General features: G+C 68.7%; 16 protein-coding genes. 9 read left to right on the top strand and 7 right to left on the bottom strand.

The genetic code is table 11. The features are described from left to right. Nucleotides 1-153: 153 nt before the first annotated feature. The 4 genes from pyrH (at nucleotide 154) to AC5RWG_RS13570 (ending at nucleotide 3,165) form a co-directional block, all read left to right on the top strand. Nucleotides 154-897, top strand: coding sequence for a UMP kinase (gene pyrH / locus AC5RWG_RS13585; RefSeq protein ID WP_494023778.1), 744 nt, complete (start codon nucleotides 154-156; stop codon nucleotides 895-897). A 94-nt stretch (nucleotides 898-991) separates the two neighbouring features. Further along, entirely contained in the window at nucleotides 992-1,549 is a 558-nt protein-coding gene (gene frr, locus AC5RWG_RS13580) for a ribosome recycling factor (RefSeq protein ID WP_494014218.1), read from the top strand. Between the two features lie 23 nt (nucleotides 1,550-1,572). Next, complete coding sequence (locus AC5RWG_RS13575) at nucleotides 1,573-2,475, top strand: phosphatidate cytidylyltransferase (protein ID WP_494002465.1); 903 nt, start codon at nucleotides 1,573-1,575, stop codon at nucleotides 2,473-2,475. 99 nt (nucleotides 2,476-2,574) lie between these two features. Further along, nucleotides 2,575-3,165 carry a DivIVA domain-containing protein gene (locus tag AC5RWG_RS13570; protein ID WP_494002464.1) on the top strand — a complete coding sequence of 197 codons (591 nt, stop codon included), beginning with the start codon at nucleotides 2,575-2,577 and terminating at the stop codon, nucleotides 3,163-3,165. A gap of 16 nt (nucleotides 3,166-3,181) precedes the next feature. Here the strand turns inward: AC5RWG_RS13570 and AC5RWG_RS13565 are convergent, their stop codons facing one another. The 4 genes from AC5RWG_RS13565 to AC5RWG_RS13550 are packed head-to-tail and all read right to left on the bottom strand — an operon-like array spanning nucleotide 3,182 to nucleotide 7,189. Then, the gene (locus tag AC5RWG_RS13565) at nucleotides 3,182-4,687 is read right to left on the bottom strand and encodes a sodium/solute symporter (RefSeq protein ID WP_494026386.1); all 1,506 of its coding nucleotides are present in this window, start codon (nucleotides 4,685-4,687) and stop codon (nucleotides 3,182-3,184) included. Then, nucleotides 4,684-5,205: a DUF485 domain-containing protein gene (locus AC5RWG_RS13560; protein ID WP_494014216.1), complete on the bottom strand. Its 522-nt coding sequence runs from the start codon at nucleotides 5,203-5,205 to the stop codon at nucleotides 4,684-4,686. The genes AC5RWG_RS13565 and AC5RWG_RS13560 overlap by 4 nt, the downstream gene beginning before the upstream one ends. After that, complete coding sequence (locus AC5RWG_RS13555) at nucleotides 5,202-5,924, bottom strand: LytR/AlgR family response regulator transcription factor (protein ID WP_494002461.1); 723 nt, start codon at nucleotides 5,922-5,924, stop codon at nucleotides 5,202-5,204. Before AC5RWG_RS13555 ends, AC5RWG_RS13560 begins: the two co-directional genes overlap by 4 nt. A gap of 47 nt (nucleotides 5,925-5,971) precedes the next feature. Beyond that, entirely contained in the window at nucleotides 5,972-7,189 is a 1,218-nt protein-coding gene (locus AC5RWG_RS13550; RefSeq protein ID WP_494002460.1) for a sensor histidine kinase, read from the bottom strand. A 178-nt stretch (nucleotides 7,190-7,367) separates the two neighbouring features. On the opposite strand from AC5RWG_RS13550, the gene AC5RWG_RS13545 reads away from it, so the two are divergent. Both AC5RWG_RS13545 and AC5RWG_RS13540 read left to right on the top strand, forming a co-directional pair. Next, nucleotides 7,368-7,736 carry a DUF485 domain-containing protein gene (locus AC5RWG_RS13545; RefSeq protein WP_494002459.1) on the top strand — a complete coding sequence of 123 codons (369 nt, stop codon included), beginning with the start codon at nucleotides 7,368-7,370 and terminating at the stop codon, nucleotides 7,734-7,736. Then, nucleotides 7,733-9,358 (top strand): monocarboxylic acid transporter, encoded by a 1,626-nt coding sequence (locus AC5RWG_RS13540; RefSeq protein WP_494014212.1) that lies wholly within the window; start codon nucleotides 7,733-7,735, stop codon nucleotides 9,356-9,358. The genes AC5RWG_RS13545 and AC5RWG_RS13540 overlap by 4 nt, the downstream gene beginning before the upstream one ends. 188 nt (nucleotides 9,359-9,546) lie before the next feature. Here AC5RWG_RS13540 and AC5RWG_RS13535 read toward each other — a convergent pair whose 3' ends face one another. Further along, entirely contained in the window at nucleotides 9,547-10,023 is a 477-nt protein-coding gene (locus tag AC5RWG_RS13535) for an Lrp/AsnC family transcriptional regulator (RefSeq protein WP_494023783.1), read from the bottom strand. A gap of 191 nt (nucleotides 10,024-10,214) precedes the next feature. Here AC5RWG_RS13535 and pdhA point away from each other — a divergent pair, with 191 nt between their 5' ends. From pdhA to AC5RWG_RS13520, 3 genes are read left to right on the top strand one after another with little or no spacing between them, the layout of a single operon-like run. Further along, nucleotides 10,215-11,336: a pyruvate dehydrogenase (acetyl-transferring) E1 component subunit alpha gene (pdhA, locus tag AC5RWG_RS13530; protein ID WP_494167148.1), complete on the top strand. Its 1,122-nt coding sequence runs from the start codon at nucleotides 10,215-10,217 to the stop codon at nucleotides 11,334-11,336. Next, on the top strand, nucleotides 11,336-12,343 hold the full coding sequence (locus AC5RWG_RS13525) for an alpha-ketoacid dehydrogenase subunit beta (protein ID WP_494026384.1): 1,008 nt from the start codon (nucleotides 11,336-11,338) through the stop codon (nucleotides 12,341-12,343). Before pdhA ends, AC5RWG_RS13525 begins: the two co-directional genes overlap by 1 nt. A gap of 4 nt (nucleotides 12,344-12,347) precedes the next feature. Continuing rightward, on the top strand, nucleotides 12,348-13,784 hold the full coding sequence (locus AC5RWG_RS13520) for a dihydrolipoamide acetyltransferase family protein (protein ID WP_494026383.1): 1,437 nt from the start codon (nucleotides 12,348-12,350) through the stop codon (nucleotides 13,782-13,784). A gap of 50 nt (nucleotides 13,785-13,834) precedes the next feature. Here AC5RWG_RS13520 and AC5RWG_RS13515 read toward each other — a convergent pair whose 3' ends face one another. Beyond that, nucleotides 13,835-14,302 (bottom strand): GNAT family N-acetyltransferase, encoded by a 468-nt coding sequence (locus tag AC5RWG_RS13515; protein ID WP_494002453.1) that lies wholly within the window; start codon nucleotides 14,300-14,302, stop codon nucleotides 13,835-13,837. Nucleotides 14,303-14,337: 35 nt separating this feature from the next. Continuing rightward, the gene (locus AC5RWG_RS13510) at nucleotides 14,338-14,958 is read right to left on the bottom strand and encodes an SACE_7040 family transcriptional regulator (RefSeq protein ID WP_494014208.1); all 621 of its coding nucleotides are present in this window, start codon (nucleotides 14,956-14,958) and stop codon (nucleotides 14,338-14,340) included. Nucleotides 14,959-15,025: the final 67 nt, after the last annotated feature.

The raw sequence follows: 15,025 nt of genomic DNA, 5'->3' as shown, positions 1-15,025 counted from the left end.
TAGGCGAACTGGCTGATTCAGATGACAAGGGGGTGGTCACCATCGGGTGACCACTCCTTTTTCATGTCCGGATCGGCCGCACGGCTTCAACCGTCGGGCAGCCGCGGCCAGTCACACCCTCTTTCCCCAGAACCACGCACGCCGGGAGGCACCATGGAATCCCAGAACACCCAGACCACCGCTGATACCGGGGCCAAACGCCGCCGCGTCCTGCTGAAGCTTTCGGGCGAAGTCTTCGGCGGGGGGAAGCTGGGCGTGGACCCGGACACCGTCCGGGGCGTCGCCAAGCAGATCGCCGCCACGGTCGGCCAAGTCGAAGTGGCCATCGTCGTGGGCGGCGGCAACTTCTTCCGCGGCGCCGAACTGTCGACGTCGGGCATGGACCGCTCGCGAGCCGATTACATGGGCATGCTCGGCACCGTCATGAATTGCCTCGCCCTCCAGGACTTCCTCGAGCAGGCCGGGGTGGACACCCGCGTGCAAAGCGCGATCACCATGGGGCAGATAGCCGAGGCCTACATCCCGAGGCGGGCCATCCGGCACATGGAGAAGGGCCGCGTGGTCATCTTCGGCGCGGGCGCCGGCCTGCCCTATTTCTCCACCGACACCGTGGCCGCCCAGCGCGCCCTCGAGGTGCACGCCGACGTCGTGCTCATGGCGAAGAACGGCGTGGACGGCGTCTACACGGCCGACCCGAAGAAAGACCCGGCCGCGGAGAAGCTCGACACCCTGACCTATGACGAAGCCATGCGCCGGAATATCCGGGTGATGGACCAGACCGCCTTCAGCCTGTGCCGCGACAACAAGCTGTCCATGGTGGTCTTCGGGATGGAGGGCGAAGGCAACGTGACCCGTGCGATTCTGGGCGAACGGATCGGCACCTACGTCACCGCCTGACTGGCGCCGGGCCGTCCGCCGGATAGCCTAGGATGGAAAGCAGAGCCAGGACCGCGGGCATCGCGGAGTGAATGAAGGACGTGAAGGAGAGACCGTGATAGACGAGACGCTGCGCGAAGCTGCCGAGAAGATGGACAAGGCAGTCGAAGTGGCCAAGGAAGACTTCGCCACCATCCGCACCGGCCGCGCCAATCCGGCACTGTTCTCCAAGGTCACGGTCGACTACTACGGCACGCCGACCCCGCTGCAGCAGTTGGCGTCCTTCCAGAACCCCGAACCGCGCACCCTGCTGATCACGCCGTACGACAAGTCGGCGCTGAACGACATCGAGAAGGCCCTGCGCGATTCGGATGTGGGCGCCAACCCGGCCAACGACGGCGTGGTGATCCGCGTGGTCCTGCCGGAACTGACCATGGAACGCCGCAAGGAGTACGTCAAGGTGGTGCGGGGCAAGGCCGAAGACGCGAAGGTTTCGATCCGTAACATCCGCCGCAAGGCGATGGACACCATCGGCAAGCTGGTCAAGGACGGCGAGGTCGGCGAGGACGAAGGCAGCAGGGCCGAAAAGGAACTGGACGCCAAAACCAAGTCGCACACCGACAACGTGGACGAGCTCCTCAAGCGCAAGGAAGCCGAGCTGCTCGAGGTCTGATGAGTACGGACCAGCCTCAACCCATGGCTGGCGATACGCCGGCTCCGGCGGCTGGTCCGGGACAGCGGCCGGCAGAACCCGGACGGCGGGCGCTGCGTGCCGCCGCCAAGCCCTCCCGTGCCGGGCGCAACCTGCCGGCAGCCATCGTCGTCGGACTCTCGCTGCTCATTGTTGTCCTGGTGGGTCTTTTCCTCCTGCCAGATGCCTTCGTGGTGCTGGTGGCCGGTTTCGCGGCCGTGGGCGTGTGGGAGGTTTCCCGGGCCCTGACGGTCAAGAACATCAAGGTGCCGCTGCCGCCGCTGTTCGCGGGGGCCCTCGCGATGCCCGTGGCCGCCTATTACGGCGGGCCGGAGGGGTTGGCCTTCGCCCTGGTGGCCTCCTGCGTGGCACTGATGGTCTGGAAGTGCCTGGACAGTACCGACGGCGCGGTCAGCAGTGTGCTCAGCGGCACCTTCATCCTCTGCTGGGTTCCCTTTTTCATCAGCTTCTCGCTGCTGTTGCTGCTGGAGGAGTCCGGCGCCCTAAAGGTGGCCACCATGCTGCTGCTGGTGGTCTCCAACGACACCTTCGGGTACCTGATCGGGGTGCTCTTCGGGAAGCACCCGATGGCACCGAAGATCAGCCCCAAGAAGTCGTGGGAAGGGTTTGCCGGTTCGGTGGGCGGAGCCGTCCTGGTCGGCGTCCTGTGCTCGGTGCTGGTGCTGGACCTTCAGTGGTGGTTCGGGCTGGTCCTGGCCGTGGCCACCGTGGCCGCCTCCACCGTGGGCGACCTGGCCGAGTCGATGGTCAAGAGGGAACTTGGCATCAAGGACATGAGCAACTTCCTGCCGGGCCACGGCGGGGTGATGGACCGGCTGGATTCCATCGTGTTTGCCGCCCCGGTGGCCTTCGTGCTCGCCTCGTTGCTGGCCCCGGGGGCCGTGTAGGCGCGCGGCCGCGGATACCCGGGGCCACGCGGCGGCCCGCATAGACTGGGCACCGTAGACAAGCGGAACGTATTGACGGAACAGGAACCACAGGACACCATGGCGCGACGAACCATTGATGCCGGCAAGGGCAGTGCCCCGTTCGACCACGTGGACCGGCGGAACTTCGGCTACAACGCACGCCAGGTGGACGACTTCCTAAGCCGGGCGCGGGAGTACTACAACAACCCCGAGCCCGACGACGCTCCCATCACCAGCCGCGATGTCCGGGCCATGACGTTCGATCCGGCCAAGGGCGGCTACGACCCGCGGGCCGTCGACGCCGCGCTGGACCGACTGGAGGACGTCTTCGCCCAGCGGGAGCGCGACGCGCTGATCAGTAGGGACGGCGAACAGGCCTGGCTGACGCAGATCGGCCGCGTGTCGGCGATGCTGCGCGCCCGCCTGCACCGCGCCCCGGGCGAACGCTTCCGCCGGCCGACGAAGCGGAACGCCGTCAGCTACAACGTGGAGGACGTCGACGCGCTGTGCGTGGAACTGCTGGGCTATTTCGAGCACGACCAGCCGATGAGCGTGGACGTGGTCCGCAGGGCCGTGTTCCGCGAGGCCAAGGGCAAAGACGGCTACGAGGAAAACCAGGTGGACGCGTTCCTGGACCGCGTCGTCGAGTTAATGGCCGCGATCGACTGACGGGGCCCGACCTCGTTCAGTCTCCGGGACGGGGCCAACCGGCCGGCTCCGGACTGTCCGCCCGCTCCGGGGTGTGCAGCCGTGCCATGACCCGGGCGGTTGTGGCCGGCCTGCGCGAAGCCGTCGCCCGGGAAACGGCCACCGTCACCAGGAATGCCGCCGGAACCGTCCAGGCCGCCGGCTGTCCCAACGGCTCGGCCCAGGCGCCCAGTTTCGGTCCCGCCACGGCAGCCGCCAGCAGCGAACCGCCGCAGAGCACCGCCCCCGACACCATGCCGGCAATGGCGCCGGCATCGGTGAGACCCCGCCACCAGATGCCCAGCAGCAAGAGCGGGCAGATGGTCGAGGCGGTAAACGCGAAGACCGTGCCCACGCTGCCGGCCAGGGCCAGCGATTCGGTGCCCAGGGCGATGCCCAGCGGCACGATGGCCGACAGCACGGCGGCCAGCCGGAAGCCCCTGACGCTGCCGCGGAACAGGTCCTGGCTGACCACCCCGGCCAGGGAAACCACCAGCCCGGAGGTAGTGGAAAGGAACGCGGCGAACGCGCCCGCCACCACGCAGGCGCTCAAGAGATCGCCGGCCAGGCCGTCCACAATGCGCCCCGGCAGCAGCAGCACCGTGGCGTCGGACTGGGTGCCGCCGGCCAGCCGCGGGGTGTGCAGCCTGCCGAGCACGCCGTAGATGGTGGGGAAGAGGTAGAACAGCGCCAGCAGCCCCAGCACCAGTTGCGTGGTGCGGCGGGCGGCGGCACCGTCGGGATTGGTGTAGAAACGCACCAGCACGTGCGGCAGCCCCAGCGTCCCGAAAAGCAGGGCGATGATCAGCGAGATATTCCGGTACAGGGATGCATCGCCGACGACATCCAGCGACGGGTCGAACGCCGCGCCGCCGCCGGTGGCCGACTGGCCCGAACCGGTGAGGACCAGCAGGATGAACACCACCGGGACGGCCAGGGCCGTGAGTTTCAGCCAATACTGGAAGGCCTGCACGAAGGTGATGGAGCGCATGCCGCCGGTGACCACGGACAGCACCACCACGACGACGACGGCGAGGGCGCCTGCCCAGCCCGGCAAACCCGTGGCGATGCGCATGGTCAGGGCGGCCCCGTGCAGTTGCGGCACGATGTAAAGCCAGCCGACCGCTATCACCAACAGGCTGGTGACGCGTCGCGCGGCAGTGGAATCGAGCCGGGCCGCGGCGAAGTCGGGAATCGTGTACGCGCCGGAGCGGCGCAGCGGGGCAGCCACGAACAGCAGAAGCATCAGATAGCCGGCGGTGTATCCGACCGGGAACCAGAGCGCGTCGATGCCCGAGACCAGGATCAGCCCTGCCACGCCCAAAAAGCTTGCGGCCGAGAGGTATTCGCCGCCGATGGCCGACGCGTTCCACCACGGCTTGACCGTCCGCGAGGCGACGTAGAAATCACCGGTGGTGCGGGAAATCCGCAGCCCGTAGATGCCGATCAGCACGGTGGCGGCGCAGACGGCGGCTACCGCCGCCAGCCCGGCGGCCGCGTTCACTGCCTCGTCCCCGGGTTAACCCGGTCGGCCGTCAACTCGCGGAAGCGGCGCTCGTTGCGGGCGGCCGCACGGTTGTAGAGCGCGGCACAGGCCAGGATGATCGGGTAGATCCCTATGCCCAGCAGCAGCCAGGGGAGCGGGACCGTGAACACGGTCAACGTGCCCGTGAGCGGTACCAGCGCGATCAGCACGGCCATGCCCAGCAGGATCAGCCCGAAACCGGCCGCCACCACCACGGCCAGGCGCAATTGGGAACGGACCAGGGACCGCACGAAGAGCTCGCCGACTTCCGACTGCTCGGCCACCTCGCGGGAGAAGGTGTAGCCGCCCGCCGGCCGGGGCGCGGCCGAACGCGGCGCGGTGACGCGGACCCGCTGCCGGAAACCGGCCGACGGAACCTGTGCATCGCCGTCGGGCAGCGGAGCGCCACCGTCGTTCACCGGTATGCCGCCGTGGTGCAGCGGGATGCCGCCGTCGTCACCTGGGGGAACCTCGCCGCGGCCGGGACCGCTGCTCATCCGCGCGGCCTCACCCGCGTGGCCTCCAGCCGGTCGCGGACGGCGGGCAGGTGACGCCGGCTGACGGGCAGTTCGGCACCGCCGACCAGGAGGCTGGCCCTGCCGGCGCTGGTCCGCATCTGCTGGATTCGGTCCATCGCCACAAGGTAGGAGCGGTGGATCCGGAGGTAGCCGGCGTCGGCCCACTGGCGCTCCAGGTCGTTGAGCGGCACCCGGATCAGGTAGCTGGCGTCGGCCGTGTGCAGCCGGGCGTAATCGCCCTGGGCCTGCACGTACTGGATCTCGTCCCGCCGGATCATCTTGGTGATGCCGCCCTGGTCGACGGTGACGACTTCCGGCTTGGCCGCGCCGCCGTCTTCCATCAGTTCGCAGATCCGGCGCACGGACTCCGCCAGCCGATCTGCCCGCACCGGCTTGAGCAGGTAGTCCACGGCGGCCAGCTCGAAGGCCTGCAGCGCCTTGTCCTCATCGGCGGTCACGAAGACGACGGCGGGCGGGCGGCTGAAGCGGGAAATGACCTTGGCGATGTCCAGCCCGGTCAGGGCCGGCATATGGATGTCCAGGAAGAGCGCGTCCACGTCGTGGCGCTCCAGGGCACGCAGCGCTTCGGCGCCGCTGGTGGCTTTGTGGACCTCCCCGATCCGGGAATCCCGGGCGAGCAGGTACGCCAGGGCCTCGACGGCAGGGGCTTCGTCATCGGCGACAACCACATTGACCATGCTCCACAGTCTATTAGGCCCCAGGGTGAAGCTTCGCGCGGGCCGCTTCAGTCCACCAGGTTCCCGGGCTGGAACTTGGGTAGCCGCAGCGTGACCAGCGTGCCGGCACCGGGCGCCGTGTCGACCACCAGGCCGTGTTCATCGCCGTAGACCTGCCGCAGCCTCACGTCCACGTTGCGCAAACCCACATGGTCGCCTTCGGCGCGACCGGCCAGCACGGTGCGCAGCCGCTCCGGATCCATGCCCACGCCGTCGTCTTCAATGGTCACCACGGCGTAGGCGCCGGCGTCGTGGGCGGTGATGGTGATTTGCCCCGGCCCTTCCTTGGCTTCGATCCCGTGGCGCACCGCGTTCTCCACCAACGGCTGCAGGGAGAGGAACGGGATGACGGTGCTGAGGACTTCGGGGCCGATCTGCAGGCTGACCCTGAGCCGGTCGCCGAACCGGGCCCGTTCCAACAGCAGGTAGCGGTCGATCGATTTCAGTTCCTCCGCCAGGGTGGTGAAATCTCCGTGCCGTCGGAAGGAGTAGCGGGTGAAGTCGGCGAACTCGATCACCAGCTCCCGTGCCCGCGCCGGGTCGGTGAGGATGTAGGAGGCGATGGCGTTCAGGGCGTTGTAGATGAAGTGCGGGCTGATTTGGGCCCGGAGCGCGCGCACCTCGGCCTCCATCAGCAACGTCCGCGAAGTGTCCAGTTCGGCCAGTTCGATCTGCGTGGCCACCCAGGCCGCAACCTCGTTGGTGGCCCGCACGAGCGACGCCGCTACGTGTCCGGTGTAGGCGCCGACGGTGCCGACCACCCGGTCCCGGATCCGGATCGGGGCGAAGACCGCTTCCGTCGGGCCGCCGTCCCGGGCGGCGGCCCCCCGCGGGACCCGGCCCTCCGGCAGCAACTGGTCGCCGCGGAAAACCTGGGTGCGGCCCGATCCGATGGTCTTGCCAGCCAGGCGCAGGGCCGACTCCGGCGGCTGGCCGGCGCCGTCCCAGCCGAGCACGTCCTCCAACCCGGTCAACACCAGCACCTCGGAGCCCAACAGGCCGCGCAGGTGCTTGCTCGCCTTGCCCGCGCCGGCCGGCGTCAGGCCGGCACGCAGGTACTGGCCCGCGAGCCCCGCGGTATGCAGCGTGGCGTAGGTTGCGCGGTCGGCCTCGGAGCCAAGGTCCCGGTAGGACCGGGTCAGTTTGAAGCCCACCAGCGCGATCACCGCCACCGCCGCCGCGGCCAGGGCGGCGATGAGCGCGATGTCCACGGCCGGGCTGAGCATGCCCTCCAGCCTAGCCTCCGGGCCGACCGGCCGGGTGCAGCTCGGCGCAGGGGAGCGCCGTTCACCGCAGCCGGTGGACCGTTGGGCGACCCGACCCGCCCGGCTGCTGGCCTCCGTAACCGCGAGCTAGCAGAGTGATCGCAGTCACACCCCGCGTGTGCCCGATGAGGAGGAAAAAATGGGTAACGACCCCAACCCGGACGCCGGCACCGCCGCGGCCGTGGACTTCCAGGTGGTCCAGAGCAGTCCGGAGTTCACCGAACTCCGCAGGCGCCACCGTTCGTTCGTGTTCCCGATGGCAGTGGCCTTCCTGCTGTGGTACTTCGCCTATGTGCTGTTGGCCGACTATGCGCACGCATTCATGTCCACCAAGCTGTGGGGCAACATCAACGTCGGCCTGGTGCTGGGCCTGCTGCAGTTCGTGAGCACTTTCGCCATCACCACCTGGTACGTCCGCTACGCGAACAAGAAGCTGGACCCGATCGCCACTGACATCCGCCACAGCCTCGAAAACGAGGGCGTAGGCCTACCGGAGGACACCAAATGAGGCACGCCGTGAACATTCCGCTGGCCGTCACGGCGGACGACATCAAGGATTCCACCTGGATCAACATCCTGATCTTCGCCCTGTTTGTCGGCGTGACCTTGGTGGTGGTGCTGCGGGCCAGCCGGAACAACAAGACCGCGGCCGACTACTATGCGGCGGGCCGGTCCTTCAGCGGCGGTCAGAACGGTACCGCCATTGCCGGCGACTACCTCTCCGCGGCGTCGTTCCTGGGCATCTGCGGCGCGATCGCGATCAACGGGTACGACGGCTTCCTGTACTCGATCGGCTTCCTGGTGGCCTGGCTGGTGGCCTTGCTGCTGGTGGCCGAGCTGTTGCGCAACACCGGCAAGTTCACCATGGCCGATGTCCTGTCCTTCCGGCTGCGGCAGCGCCCGGTGCGGATTGCCGCGGCCATCACCACACTGGCCGTGTGCTTTTTCTACCTGCTGGCGCAGATGGCCGGAGCCGGCGCCCTGGTCTCGCTGCTGATCGGCATTGACTCCAGGCTGGGACAGTCTCTGGTGATCACCGTCGTCGGTGCACTGATGATCCTCTACGTACTCGTTGGCGGCATGAAGGGCACCACCTGGGTCCAGATCATCAAGGCCTGCCTGCTGATCGCCGGTGCGTTCATCATGACCGTGTGGGTGCTGGCACTGCACGGCTTCAACCTGTCCGAACTGCTGGGTGCCGCCGTGGAAACCGCCGGCAACCCCGAGCTGCTCAACCCGGGCCTGCAGTACGGCGTCTCGGAGGCGTCCAAGCTGGACTTCATCTCGCTGGCGCTGGCCCTGGTGCTGGGCACCGCGGCCCTGCCGCACGTTTTGATGCGCTTTTACACCGTGCCGACGGCCAAGGAGGCCCGCCGGTCCGTGGTCTGGGCCATTTGGCTGATCGGCGCGTTCTACCTGTTCACCCTGGTGCTGGGCTACGGCGCCGCGGCGCTGATCGGCCCGGAAGCCATCAAGAGCGCTCCGGGCGGGGTCAACTCCGCCGCACCGTTGCTGGCCTTCGCGCTCGGCGGCCCTGTGCTGCTGGGGCTGATCTCCGCAGTCGCCTTCGCCACCATCCTGGCGGTGGTGGCCGGCCTGACCATCACCGCGGCCGCCTCCTTCGCGCACGATATCTACGCGAACGTGGTGCGCAAGGGACAGGTCGACTCGGCCGGCGAGGTCAGGGTGGCCCGCCGCACCGTGGTGGTCATCGGCGTCGTGTCCATCCTCGGCGGCATCGGCGCCCAGGGCCAGAACGTGGCCTTCCTGGTGGCGCTGGCGTTCGCCGTGGCCGCCTCGGCCAACCTGCCCACCATCGTCTACTCGCTGTTCTGGAAGCGCTTTACCACCCAGGGTGCGGTCTGGAGCATGTACGGCGGCTTGGGCGCGGCCATCGTCCTGATCGTGTTCTCCCCGGTGGTCTCCGGAAAGGAGACGTCGATGATCCCCGGCGCGGACTTTGCCATCTTCGGCCTGAACAACCCGGGCATCGTCTCCATCCCGCTCGCGTTCTTCCTGGGCTGGCTGGGAACCGTGCTGGACAAGAACCGCGAGGACGCGTCCAAGCAGGCCGAAATGGAGGTCCGCTCGCTCACCGGCGTCGGCGCGGAGAAGGCCACGGTTCACTGAGACGACGACGGCGGCGCGCGCCTGCTGCAACGCGCCGCCACAGATAACACTGCGGGCCCGGCAGAAGGATGCCGGGCCCGCACTGTTGCGGGCGCTCGGGATCAGCGGGCATGAGCCAGGCGCACGGGTCCGGAAATGATCTTCCCATCCCGGGTGCTCAGCGCGGGCAGCAGCACCCGAGCTGACAGCTAGCCGGTCGCCCCGGCACCGCGGGAGAGCAGCGGTTCCATCCGGAACGGGATCAGTTCGTGCATGGCCAGCGACGTGTCGGTCCGCTCCACGCCGTCGATCGCCAGAATCTTGCCATTGACGCGGAACAGGTCCTCGGCGCCCTCGGAGACGACGCGGGCAAGGATATCCGCCTGGCCGGTGATGCCGATCGCTTCGAGTACTTCCGGAATGCGGGCCAGCTCGTCGGTGATCTGTTGCAGTTTCGGCTGGTGCACGTGGATGTGGATGAAGGCCGCGAGCGGATATCCCACGGCGGCGGGATTGATCCGCCGGTCGAAGGACAGGAACACCTGGTCCTTTTCCAGCCGGGCCATGCGCGCCTGCACCGTGTTGCGGGACAGGCCCAGGATCTGCGCCAGGGCCACGACCGTCCGGCGCGGATCCTGCGTCAGGGCTGCCAGTAACCGCAGGTCGGTGCCGTCCAGATTCCGCATAATGCGCAGACTAGCACGACCTGCCCGGCCCCGACAGGGCATTCTGCTCAGTTTTTGTCCGGATCATTGCGCCACTTGCCGGATGTGAGTAGTGTCACAATCAACCGCGGGCAAAGGTGCAGGCGGGGCTGTCCGGCGCCGGGAGGTCCACAAGAGTTCCCGGCCCTGAAGACGCAAAGGGAGTGTCGCAAGTGTCCTTACCAGGCACGGACCCGGCCGGTCCGCATAACCAGGAAAGCTACATCCAACTGCTCGCGCCGGACGGCACGCGGGCCCCCAGCGGGGAGTTCGACCCCTGGCTGGAGGATATCGACGGCGACCGACTCGCCGGCCTCTACCAGGACATGGTGGTGGTCCGCCGCCTGGACCAGGAAGCCACCGCCTTGCAGCGGCAGGGGGAGCTCGCCTTGTGGCCGCCTCTGCTGGGGCAGGAAGCGGCCCAGATCGGTTCCGGCCGCGCCCTGCGCAAGGACGACTTCGTCTTCTCCAGCTACCGGGAAAACGGCGTCGCGTACTGCCGCGGCGTGGACCTGACCGACATGATCCGCGTTTGGCGCGGCAACAGGCCCTCCGGCTGGGACCCCTACGAGATCAACATGGCCACCCCGCAGGTCATCATCGGCGCGCAAACGCTGCACGCCACCGGCTACGCCATGGCGGTCAAGTTCGACGGCGACGACGCCGTGGCGGTGACGTATTTCGGCGACGGCGCCACCAGCCAGGGCGACGTGAACGAGGCCATGGTGTTTGCCGCCAGCTTCCAGGCGCCGGTGATCTTCTTCTGCCAGAACAACCAGTGGGCGATCTCCGAACCGGTGTCACTGCAGGCCCAGGGCAAACTCTCCGACCGGGCGCCCGGATTCGGCATTCCCAGTTACCGGGTGGACGGCAACGATGTCCTGGCCTGCCTGGCGGTGACCCGCCGGGCGCTGGAGCACGCGCGCAGCGGCGGCGGCCCGTCCTTCATCGAAGCGGTCACCTACCGGATGGGACCGCACACGACGGCGGACGATCCCACCCGCTACCGCGACGCGAACGAGCTGGAGGACTGGAAGAGCCGGGATCCGATCGGCCGGCTGGCCGCCCACCTGGCGGCCGAGGGCTTGTTGGACGAGGGCCTGCAACAGCGGGTCCGGGACGCGGCCGACCAGGCAGCGGCCGAGATGCGGGCCGGGTGCACGAGCATGGCCGACCCGGCGGACTTGGAACTGTTCGAGAACGTCTACGTGGCGCCGCACCCCGTGCTGGCAGAACAGCGCGCGCACTACGAGCGCTATCTTGATTCGTTCGACGCTGCCGAGGGAGGCCGCTGATGACCACCATGACGTTTGGACGCGCCATCAACACCGGGCTGCGCAAGGCCCTGGAAAACGATCCCAGGGTGGTGATCATCGGCGAGGACATCGGAGCCTTGGGCGGGGTGTTCCGCATTACCGACGAACTGCAAAAGGACTTCGGCGCCCACCGGGTGATCGATGCCCCGCTGGCCGAGTCCGCGATCCTGGGCACCGCCGTCGGGATGGCCTACCGGGGCTACCGGCCCGTGTGCGAAATCCAGTTCGACGGCTTCATCTACCCGGCGTTCGACCAGATTGTCAGCCAGGTAGCCAAGCTGCACTACCGCACCCGCGGCCGGGTCAAGATGCCGCTGACCATCCGGGTGCCCTTCGGCGGCGGCATCGGCGCGGCCGAACACCACTCCGAATCCCCGGAGGCGTATTTCACCCACACGTCCGGTCTGCGGGTGGTGGCAGTGTCCAACCCGCAGGACGCCTGCACGATGATCCAGCAGGCCATCGCCGCCGACGATCCGGTGGTCTACTTCGAGCCGAAGCGGCGGTACCACACCAAGGGCGACGTGGACGAGAATGCGCTGGAGTCCGCGCTGCCGCTGGGCAGCGCCCGGGTGGAGGTGCCCGGGTCGGACGTGACCCTGGTGGCCTACGGCGCGCTGGTGCAGACGGCACGCGAGGCCGCGCAGGCCGCCGAGGACGACGGCGTGTCGGTGGAAGTCATTGACTTGCGCTCGCTGTCGCCGCTGGACTTTCCCACCGTGGAGGCCTCCGTGCGGAAAACGGGCCGACTGGTGGTCACCCACGAGGCGGCCCGGACCGGCGGGCTCGGTGCAGAGATCGCGGCCAGCCTGACCGAACGCTGCTTCTATCATCTGGAACACGCGCCGGTGCGGATCACCGGGATGGACATTCCGTACCCGCCGGCCAAGATGGAGCGGCATCATCTGCCGGACCTGGACCGCATCCTTGACGGCGTGGACCGGGTGCTCGGCCGGCCCAACTCCCTGACCGGACTGGAGGACTGAACCCGTGGGGATCAAGGTATTCAAACTGCCGGACCTGGGCGAAGGGCTCACCGAGTCGGAGATTGTCAGCTGGAGCGTGGCCGAGGGCGACGCGGTCCAGCTCAACCAGATCCTGGGCGAGGTGGAAACCGCCAAGGCCGTGGTCGAGCTGCCCTCGCCGTTCGCCGGCGTGGTCCGGACCCTGCATGAGGTACCCGGCACCACGGTCAGCGTGGGCGAGCCGATCGTCTCCATCGAGGTGGAAGACGCGGGGCAGGGCGACGACGGCGTCAAGGCCGCGGGAAGCCCGCCGGAACCGCGCCGCGAGGCGAACCTGGTGGGGTACGGTGCGGCGGCCGAAGGGAACGGGCGGCCGGCCCGGCGCCCGCGCAAGACCGGAGGGGCGGCCACCGCGGCGGTGCCGGCCACCTATCCGGCGACCCTGGACGGGCGCGCGCCGGACACGGAGCCCGCCGGAGCCGCGGATGTTGCGGCCGCCGGCCGGCCGGCCGGGGCGCCCGGTCAGGCCTTGGCCGAACCGTCCGGGACGATCCCGGAGCGGCCACGCTCCACCCCGCCGGTCCGCAAGCTGGCGAAGGACCTCGGAGTCGATCTGGCCCAGGTGGCCGGGACCGGAGAACGGGGCCTGATCACCCGCGACGACGTCCTCGCCGTCCACGAGGCGGCCGCAGCGGCCCCGGCGGTCGCGGCCCCGGACGCCGTGTCCGGGACGGCCGGCGGCTGGCTCGGCGGCGCCGCGGAGGCCGAGACGCGGATCCCGGTCAGGGGCGTACGGAAGCACACCGCCGCCGCCATGGTGGCCAGTGCTTTCACCGCCCCGCATGCGTCCTCGTTCCTTACCGTCGACGCGACGGAGAGCATGGAGTTGATCCGGCGGCTCAAGGCGGGCAAGGCGTTCGCCGCCCTGAAACTCACGCCGCTGACCATCACCGCCAAAGCCCTGTGCCTGGCGCTGGAGCGCCGCCCCGAGCTGAACTCCCGCTGGGACGGGGACGCCGGCGAGATCGTGCAGCAGAACTACGTGAACCTGGGCATCGCCGCGGCGACCCCGCGCGGACTGACCGTGCCGAACATCAAGGACGCGCACCGGATGGACCTGCACCGGCTGGCCGAGGCCCTGGGGGAGCTGACCGAGACGGCACGCGCCGGCAGGACCGCCCCGGCCGATCTGCGCGGGGGGACCATCTCCATCACCAACATCGGGGTGTTTGGCATCGACGCCGGAACGCCGATCCTGAACCCGGGGGAGTCGGCCATCCTTGCCCTCGGCGCGGTGCGCCGGCAGCCGTGGGAATACCGGGGGGAGGTGGCGCTGCGCGATGTGGTGACGCTCAGCCTGTCCTTCGACCACCGCGTGGTGGACGGGGAGCAGGCGGGACGCTTCCTCGCCGACGTGGGCACGATCCTGTCGGACCCGGCCATGGTGCTGGCCATGGTGTGATCAGCCCGGCCATGGTGCTGGCCATGGTGTGATCAGGGTGCAGAGGCGGCTCAGGCCAGTTCGAGGATCTCCTCGGTCACCACGGCGCCGCGGGCGTTGGCGAAGCCCTGGGCCTCGCCGACGGTCCGGAAGCCGAGCTTGTGCAGGACCTTGACCGACCCAAGGTTGTCCTTGACCACCCGCGCCCGGATGGGACGCGCGGAAAATTCCCGCAGGAAGGCCTCGACGGCCGCGGTGGTGACGCCCTTGCCCCACTGCGACTTCGCCGTCCAGTAGCTCAGTTCCGGGTACCCCTCGTTGGGGTAGGCCAGCACGCTGCCCACCACCTCGCCGTCGACGGTGACGGTGCGCACGGTGATGGACTCGTCGTTGAGCAGGCTCTGCCAGTGGAGATCAAACACGCCGCGGTCAGACGGATTCCGGGCGGCAAACGCCGCCATATGGTTGGCGTCGGGATCCTGCTGGTACTCGAAGAACTCGTCGAGGTCGGCAGGTTCTACAGGACGAAGCTCAATCACAGCAGACCTTTCGGCTAGTTGGTGTCTGATACACCCTACTCGGCTTTCAACGCGGCCCAAGCCATTTGTTCCAGCAGATTGCGGCGCCAGGCTTCCCGCGGCTGCCGGCTCCGGTGGGTCGAGTGCGGCGTGGAGTTGATCAGTCCGAAGACGGCGTGTGCGCGGACCCGCAACTGCGCCGCGTCCGCCTCCGGCAGCAGCCGCGCCAGCACGGAAACCCACACCTCCACATAGGTGCGCTGCAGCGTCCGGACCAGCGCCGAGTCCTCGGCGGGGAGGCTGTCCAGGTCCCTGTCGTGGACCCGGATGACGTCGGGATTCTTCAAGGCAAAGTCCACGTGGAAGGCGACCAGGCCGCGCAGCGCCTCCTCGGCGTCCTGCTGGCCGGCCGCCACGTCCTGGCCGCCGTCGAGCAGGTCCTGGCTGACGCCCGTGAGCAGTGCCGCCAGCACCGCATGTTTGCTCTCGAAATGCCGGTAGACGGCCGGCCCGCTGACGCCGGCCGCCGAGCCGAGGTCTTCGATGGACACGCCGTTGAAGCCGCGCTCGGCGAAGAGGCGGGCAGCGGCGTCCAGCAGTGCGGCCCTCCGGGTGGCCTTGGCCAGGCTGCGGCCGGTCTGGCGCGTCACGGCGGCGGCATGCGGTGCTGCGGGCATGGATCGGTTCCTTCGAGAAGGTGCCGAATAAGTGCTGGACAAGACACTTAACGGCCACTAGCCTGAT

This window comes from Arthrobacter sp. Y3221160 (assembly GCF_059092585.1).
Note: the sequence above shows the minus strand (reverse complement) of the source record. Positions and strands in the feature narration are given on the sequence as shown.